A 7,131-nucleotide genomic window follows, 5' to 3' on the forward strand; every position below is an offset into this window, starting at 1 on the left:
TCGAGCATAAACTTGTCATTTAGGAAATAACAAGTGGCGGAGTGGACGGGACTCGAACCCGCGACCCCCGGCGTGACAGGCCGGTATTCTAACCAACTGAACTACCACTCCGCAGTGGTATGTGCATGGGGTAATGCACTTACTAATTTTAATCATGATATCAAATGGCGGAGTGGACGGGACTCGAACCCGCGACCCCCGGCGTGACAGGCCGGTATTCTAACCAACTGAACTACCACTCCGCAGAGATATCATTATACTTGTTATTACTTAATTTGTTGGCGGAGTGGACGGGACTCGAACCCGCGACCCCCGGCGTGACAGGCCGGTATTCTAACCAACTGAACTACCACTCCAGCATACAAATTTTGTAATATAACATTGTTTAAATAGTTGGCGGAGTGGACGGGACTCGAACCCGCGACCCCCGGCGTGACAGGCCGGTATTCTAACCAACTGAACTACCACTCCAGCGCATATTTAAACTGTTATTTTTTCTTATTGGCGGAGTGGACGGGACTCGAACCCGCGACCCCCGGCGTGACAGGCCGGTATTCTAACCAACTGAACTACCACTCCATAATAAGAATATGTTTTACAACCATACGTTGTGTAAGTGTTGGCGGAGTGGACGGGACTCGAACCCGCGACCCCCGGCGTGACAGGCCGGTATTCTAACCAACTGAACTACCACTCCAGCTTTTACTTACAAGTTTACGAAAATGGCGGAGTGGACGGGACTCGAACCCGCGACCCCCGGCGTGACAGGCCGGTATTCTAACCAACTGAACTACCACTCCATATTTTCGTTGCTGTTTAGGTCTCCCTGACAGCGGCGTGAATAATACGAACCAACCCCTATTTCGTCAAGGGCTTTTTTGTTTTTTTATAGGTTTTTTAGTCATCTGTCATCGAAAGGTTTAAAATTTCACCTGATCTGTCATTTTTTGAGCCATTTTTACCGACTTGATTTTTTTCTGTGTCGGCAACATCACCTTCGCTTGTTTTCTTTTTCTTTAAAAAAGGCAGCTTAACTTTAAATTTAATCGGTTTTTTCTGAACAAATATACGAATTAACAACCAACCGAATAATAAAATAAGCGTATTGCAGCCTACAATTAAACTAATAATTGTCGATGTGGCCATTTCTTCTTCAGCAGGTTCACTCTCAATCATTTTATCTGGTGTAATAATCGTTGCCGGATCAATTTCGGGCACCGCTTCTATGGGTCGTTCTATCTCAAATTTATACGTTGGCAGCGTTGCCATAAATTCACGGCCATTAATATTAGTGCCAAAAACAGACAGTTCAACACTATATCTACCCCAATCATAATTTTTAACACTAAGCTGACGTGAGTCTTTAGCTGCAGCATCTATGGTAAACATTTGCTCTTCGTTATTGGGATAGTATATTTTTCCCTGGATGATGACTGTTTCTGGCTTAACAATACTTGGGTCTATATTTATAGTTAACAGATGCTCGTCTGTGTCTTGCTCTGCTAACGCGACTTCGGTTATAAAAGGTGGCTCGTGCACTTCTATTGTATTTTGCACAATGCGGCGCTGCAGCAGAGGTGTTGCCACGTAAAGCTCTGATGTCCATTCACCCGCAGGAAAATCTAAAGTAAACTCGCCGGTAAACACACCATCTTTAGGACGCTCATCAAATCCACGTCCATCGTCTTTAAATTCCGCTACTTCTTGAATGCCTGCGCCAAAGTTAGCAAAGTTTTCATTGTTGGTACTTACAAAGTCAACATTAAGGCTCACAACATCCCTAAATAGGTTTGTGTTAATTGGCTCACCGTCGTTTAGTATTTTCCCGGTGATTTTTATTGTCTCCCCCCTAAACAACATTGAAGGAAGAGGCTCTGCCTCAAGAGATATTTCGCCTAATACAACTATTCTGCTGTCGGGTAAAATACTGCCTATTACTTGCCAAGGACCCGCCATAGGTTTTTTTATGGTAACTAAATCGTAGCTGAGTTCGTCAAACCAATCTAAGTTAGGGTTTTTAACTGAGTCAGTAGCAAAGTACTTACTGCCATCGGGCCGCACTAAAATAACAGCAGGTGCACCTGATTTTCTAAAAAACAGCAGTGTTATTTCATCTATTTTGCTATCTATGCGAAAACGATTATCAAGTAAAGGGATCTCATTTTGATGCCCATCGCGCTTGAGCACTTCTACTTGTTTTACGCCATATGCATTGCCAGTAAATAAACTAGCGGCACATAACGCTGTTACAAAATACATCGTTTTCATTAAATCGCCTTATTCAGCGCGCCATATACATTGGCCGCCTTCTTTGTTTACAAGATCTAATCGTGCTTCGTGTGCGCTTTGCTCAGCGTCGCTTGCTCGCAATACAACTAATGGGGCTCTATCGCTATTTAAACGCTTTATACCGCCTTTCTGTTGCTCGCTGCCGTCATCTTTGTTTTGATTCAAATTCAGCTTTGTTTGACCACCCGTCATGGCAAGGTAAACATCGGCTAAAATTTCAGAATCCAGTAGCGCGCCGTGAAGTGTTCGCTTTGCGTTATCTACATCGTAACGACGACATAATGCATCAAGATTGTTCTTTTGACCTGGATGCAAGTCACGCGCCATTTTAAGCGTGTCGAGAACTTGACAAAAAGTCTCTGTTTTAGGATAGCCCTGATTAAGTAGTGCAAATTCATTATCCATATGACCAACATCGAACGGTGCGTTATGAATAACCAACTCTGCCCCTTCAATATAGTCGAAAAACTCTTGGGCAATTTGATGAAACAGTGGTTTATCACGCAAAAACTCGTTAGTAATACCGTGAACGTCGATTGCTTCTTCTTCACTTGGCCGTTGTGGGTTTATATAAACGTGAAAATTATTGCCTGTTAAACGGCGATTTACTAACTCCACACAACCAATTTCTATAATACGGTGCCCTTGTTTAGGGTCGATGCCGGTGGTTTCTGTATCTAAAACTATTTGTCTACGTGCCATATCGAATTTAGCCTGATTCTGGTATCTTTCTATAATCACTTTATTGTACATAAGATCAAGGTAAAACAGTGCAAAAAACCGTAGAGATTTACACCGATGGCTCATGTTTAGGTAATCCAGGCCCCGGCGGTTATGGTATTTTTATGATTTATAACGGCCACGAAAAAGAAATGAGCCAAGGTTATAAACTCACAACTAATAACCGAATGGAAATGCTCGCGGCTATTGTAGCCCTAGAATCACTCACTCGAGAATGCGAAGTAAACCTAACAACCGATAGCCAATATGTTAAGCAAGGCATTGAATCGTGGATCACTAACTGGAAAAAACGTGGCTGGTTAACATCAGCTAAAAAGCCGGTTAAAAACGTCGATTTATGGAAACGCTTAGATAAAGCCTGTAGCGAGCACAATGTAACTTGGAAGTGGGTTAAAGGGCATAGCGGCAATAAATACAACGAAGTAGTTGACGATTTAGCGCGCGATGCCGCTGGCAGTAAAGATTTACTAGAAGATGTAGGCTACCAGCCTTAAATTTATTCTAAGCTAGTTGTTATACCAATTTTATTAAAAACATGTTCATTCTATCGCATTAAATAACTCACTAACTGCGTTAAAAATTATTCATATAGAACAACTATATGTCACAATTTTCGCCTTGTTAATGTGCTATTTTCTTAGCGCTATAATAGATCACTTATTTAATGCAATTAGTATTATTTTTTTGGTCGCACGATTTAAAGTGTTGCTTTGACGTTTGCCTAAGCCCTGCCCCTTTTACTGGTGCAAACTGCGGCCTTGCATGCCACTTAGGTTTTATTGGCGTAAGTGGCGCAACTCTTTTTCGTGCCACCAGCATATAAACACTGCCCATTGGTTTTAAATACTGTTTTGCAAAAGTACGCCAAAACTCAAATCTTGATAACCTATTACCTCTAGCCAGTGATGAATAAATAAAACGTTCGTCACTTACAATTTCAAAACCCAATAAATTTAGCCAATCTTTAACCCTCGCAGGGGTAAAAAAACGCCCTGTCCATGGTAATTTCTGACCACTAAAAGGCAGCATTTGTGCAAGCCCGCACAAACTAAACGGATTAAAACCAGTCACGAGTATATAACCGCCCGGAATAAGCGTGCGATGTGCTTCTCGTAAAATATGATGCGGGTCTGAATGATACTCTAAGCAATGGCTTAGTATGCAAGCATCAATACTGTGCTCGTAAAATGGCAGTTCATCTATGTCAGCAACTACCCCGGTGTAAGGTCCTGGCTCTGCAACACACACTTGATGTTTAATCGTACTTATACTTGTGTTTAATTCGCCACTTAAATTACCTAGCTTAAGCATATGATAGCCAAACATACGCGGCAGCCATTGCTCCATTTTGCGTTCAATATCTGCACGCAAATAATCCCCATGAGGAAACTGCTGCCACGACAGTGGTTTGGGTCCTTCTTGAAAACTAAGGGCTGGTTTCATTTTTTGAGCTCGTTATACTATGCGATAAGTGTCACTTTATAGAGCAATTTACCATGGTGCAAGTCAAAGCAATTAAAGCCTTTTCTGATAATTACATTTGGTGTTTAACTACCGATAACAGTAACCAAGCATGGGTAGTCGATCCAGGCCAAGCACATCCCGTATTAACGTACTTAGCTGAGCATAAACTAACGCTTGGTGGCATTTTAATTACGCATCATCACTACGACCACACCGATGGCGTAGCTGAATTAGTTGACGCCTATCCAGATATATCGGTTTATGGCCCTGCAAATAGTCCATTTAAAGGCGTCACTCACGCACTTACTGATGGACAAAGCATCAGTGTGCTTAATATTAACTTTACTATTTTAGCAACTCCTGGGCACACGCTTGATCATATTTGTTACACAAATGATGAACTTGCTTTTACCGGCGATACATTGTTTAGCGGTGGATGTGGGCGCTTATTTGAAGGCACGCCAGAGCAAATGTGGGAGTCTTTCAATAAACTAAGAGAGCTGTCTACAAGCTGCAGTGTGTATTGCACGCACGAATACACGCAAGCTAATCTTGCCTTTGCCAAAGCAATTGAACCACGCAATCCAGAACTCCTTGCGTACAGTAAAAAAGTAGATGAATTACGCAGTAATAATCAAATCTCATTACCTACTTCTATTGGACAAGAGCTAAAAATAAATCCATTTATGCGTAGCGATTTGCCAACCATTACAGAGTTAGTGCCGGAGAAATTTATCTCGGTTACAAAAAACAATGAACCTTGGGGAAACTTTGCTAGTCTGAGGCAGTTCAAAGACAATTTTTAATGCACAAACTAATACTTTAACATTTATTTTATTAGAATCATTAACTTAAGATATAGTGATGATTCTATTTCTGCGTTTTAAAAAGTCATTAAGTGGCAATGTTAACTCATAACAGGTAGTATTCGCCGAGTTTTTTACCCGATGTATTGGTATTTATGAATAAATCTCCCCTATTAGTAGCCTTGGCGTTAGCGCTAAGTGGTTGTCAAACACTGACAACTCTAGACTCAGACTCTCAAGTCGCCACGCAAGCAAACCAAAAACTCGAAGGCGCAAGTCCTAACGACATTAACAATGCATTGATGGTAAACGCACAATACCAGCAAATTGACCCTGATGAGCAAGAAGCTCCCGTGTTTGATGATGTGTGGGAGCGAATTCGCTACCAACTTTCTATCGAAATACCGCAAAACCGCCCTGTTGTTACTGAACGTAATTATTACGCTCGCCACCAAGCCTATTTAGATCGTATTTCCAAACGTGCAGAACCTTACTTACACTTTATAGTTGAAGAAGTAGAAAAGCGCGAAATGCCAATCGAAATTGCACTACTGCCTATTGTAGAAAGCGCATTTGACCCATTTGGTTATTCTAATCGTAGCGCATCGGGCATTTGGCAGTTTATGCCTGCAACCGGTGAGCGATTCGATTTAAAACAAAACTGGTGGTACGACGGTCGTCGCGACATAGTGCAGTCGACTCGCGCAGCACTTGACTACTTATCGTATTTACATAAAACACTTGAAGGCGATTGGCTTAACGCGATTGCTGCTTATAATTCAGGTGAAGGGCGCTTGATGCGCGCGATTAAAAAGAATCGTAAAAAGCATTTACCTACCGATTTTTGGTCTCTTGATTTACCAAGCGAAACAACAGCCTACGTACCAAAGTTATTAGCACTTGCCGATTTATTAAAACGCTCAGATGATTTTAACGTTACATGGCAACCAGTAATTAATGCACAAGTGGTTGAAGTGGTTGATGTTGGCTCGCAAATAGATTTAGCACTTGCTGCTGATATGGCCGATATGACGCTTACTGAGCTATACAGATTAAACCCTGGTTTTAACCGCTGGGCAACTGATCCTAATGGCCCACATTCTTTATTACTGCCAGTAGATAAAGCAGAGCAATTTAGCCAAAAACTAGCAAACACTGATGTTAAAAACAGATTACGCTGGCAGCGTTATATTGTGGCTCGAGGCGACAGCTTATCGGTAATTGCCAAAAAGTTTACAACAAGCTCAAGTGCAATCCGATCGCTTAATAAACTCAAATCAAATACGATTAAAGTAGGCCAAGAGTTACTAGTCCCGCTTACTGATGGCGCTATAAATAGCGAACATTTACCAAAGCAGATGCGTTTAGCTGCTAATAAAGCAACTCGCACAAAGCTTTCGCACACAGTTAAAAGTGGCGACACGTTATGGGATATTAGCCGCGAATATGACGTAACTATGGATGAGTTGGCTAAATGGAATAAACTAAAGAAAAACTCTGTATTGCGCCTAAATCAAAAACTAACTGTGTATAAGTCAGCTAATAAACCACAAGCAACGGCAAGCACCAACCGTACTATTACATACAAAGTACGCCGAGGTGATTCTCTTGCACGTATTGCGTCTAAGTTTAATCTAAGCGTTAACGAAATTATTAAGTGGAATAACTTAGCTGGTCAAAAATACTTACAACCTGGCCAAAAGCTAAAACTTAAAGTAGATGTCAGAAGTAGTTAATTTATAAAACTATATTAAAAGTAAAAAAGTAAAAAGGAGCGCATGCGCTAATGCCAGTCAGTTAAGCTGACTGGCATTTTTCTTTTTATGGGGAT

The 7,131-nt window shown here is 41.4% G+C and carries 6 protein-coding genes and 7 tRNA genes; 3 read left to right on the top strand and 10 right to left on the bottom strand.

The window, feature by feature from the left end:
* Positions 1-34 precede the first annotated feature (34 nt).
* The 9 genes from GQR53_RS13225 to dnaQ form a co-directional block, all read right to left on the bottom strand.
* Positions 35-111: transfer RNA gene (locus tag GQR53_RS13225), tRNA-Asp, on the bottom strand.
* Between the two features lie 54 nt (positions 112-165).
* Positions 166-242 (bottom strand) — tRNA-Asp (locus tag GQR53_RS13230).
* A gap of 37 nt (positions 243-279) precedes the next feature.
* Positions 280-356, bottom strand: a tRNA-Asp gene (locus GQR53_RS13235).
* A gap of 38 nt (positions 357-394) precedes the next feature.
* A tRNA-Asp gene (locus GQR53_RS13240) sits at positions 395-471 on the bottom strand.
* Positions 472-502: 31 nt separating this feature from the next.
* Positions 503-579: transfer RNA gene (locus GQR53_RS13245), tRNA-Asp, on the bottom strand.
* A gap of 41 nt (positions 580-620) precedes the next feature.
* A tRNA-Asp gene (locus tag GQR53_RS13250) sits at positions 621-697 on the bottom strand.
* Between the two features lie 26 nt (positions 698-723).
* A tRNA-Asp gene (locus GQR53_RS13255) sits at positions 724-800 on the bottom strand.
* Positions 801-897: 97 nt separating this feature from the next.
* Complete coding sequence (locus tag GQR53_RS13260; RefSeq protein WP_165744154.1) at positions 898-2,268, bottom strand: TIGR03503 family protein; 1,371 nt, start codon at positions 2,266-2,268, stop codon at positions 898-900.
* A gap of 9 nt (positions 2,269-2,277) precedes the next feature.
* Positions 2,278-2,991, bottom strand: a complete 714-nt coding sequence (gene dnaQ / locus GQR53_RS13265; protein ID WP_024606537.1) for a DNA polymerase III subunit epsilon — start codon at positions 2,989-2,991, stop codon at positions 2,278-2,280.
* A 68-nt stretch (positions 2,992-3,059) separates the two neighbouring features.
* Between dnaQ and rnhA the strand changes: the two genes are divergently transcribed.
* On the top strand, positions 3,060-3,524 hold the full coding sequence (gene rnhA / locus GQR53_RS13270) for a ribonuclease HI (protein WP_165744155.1): 465 nt from the start codon (positions 3,060-3,062) through the stop codon (positions 3,522-3,524).
* A gap of 163 nt (positions 3,525-3,687) precedes the next feature.
* Here the strand turns inward: rnhA and GQR53_RS13275 are convergent, their stop codons facing one another.
* Entirely contained in the window at positions 3,688-4,473 is a 786-nt protein-coding gene (locus tag GQR53_RS13275) for a class I SAM-dependent methyltransferase (RefSeq protein ID WP_007378209.1), read from the bottom strand.
* 53 nt (positions 4,474-4,526) lie between these two features.
* Here GQR53_RS13275 and gloB point away from each other — a divergent pair, with 53 nt between their 5' ends.
* Both gloB and GQR53_RS13285 read left to right on the top strand, forming a co-directional pair.
* The gene (gene gloB, locus GQR53_RS13280; protein WP_165744156.1) at positions 4,527-5,300 is read left to right on the top strand and encodes a hydroxyacylglutathione hydrolase; all 774 of its coding nucleotides are present in this window, start codon (positions 4,527-4,529) and stop codon (positions 5,298-5,300) included.
* A 155-nt stretch (positions 5,301-5,455) separates the two neighbouring features.
* The gene (locus GQR53_RS13285; RefSeq protein WP_165744157.1) at positions 5,456-7,036 is read left to right on the top strand and encodes a LysM peptidoglycan-binding domain-containing protein; all 1,581 of its coding nucleotides are present in this window, start codon (positions 5,456-5,458) and stop codon (positions 7,034-7,036) included.
* The last annotated feature ends 95 nt before the right edge of the window (positions 7,037-7,131 follow it).

Source organism: Pseudoalteromonas sp. Z9A6, assembly GCF_011378805.1.
GTDB classification, from domain to species: domain Bacteria; phylum Pseudomonadota; class Gammaproteobacteria; order Enterobacterales; family Alteromonadaceae; genus Pseudoalteromonas; species Pseudoalteromonas distincta.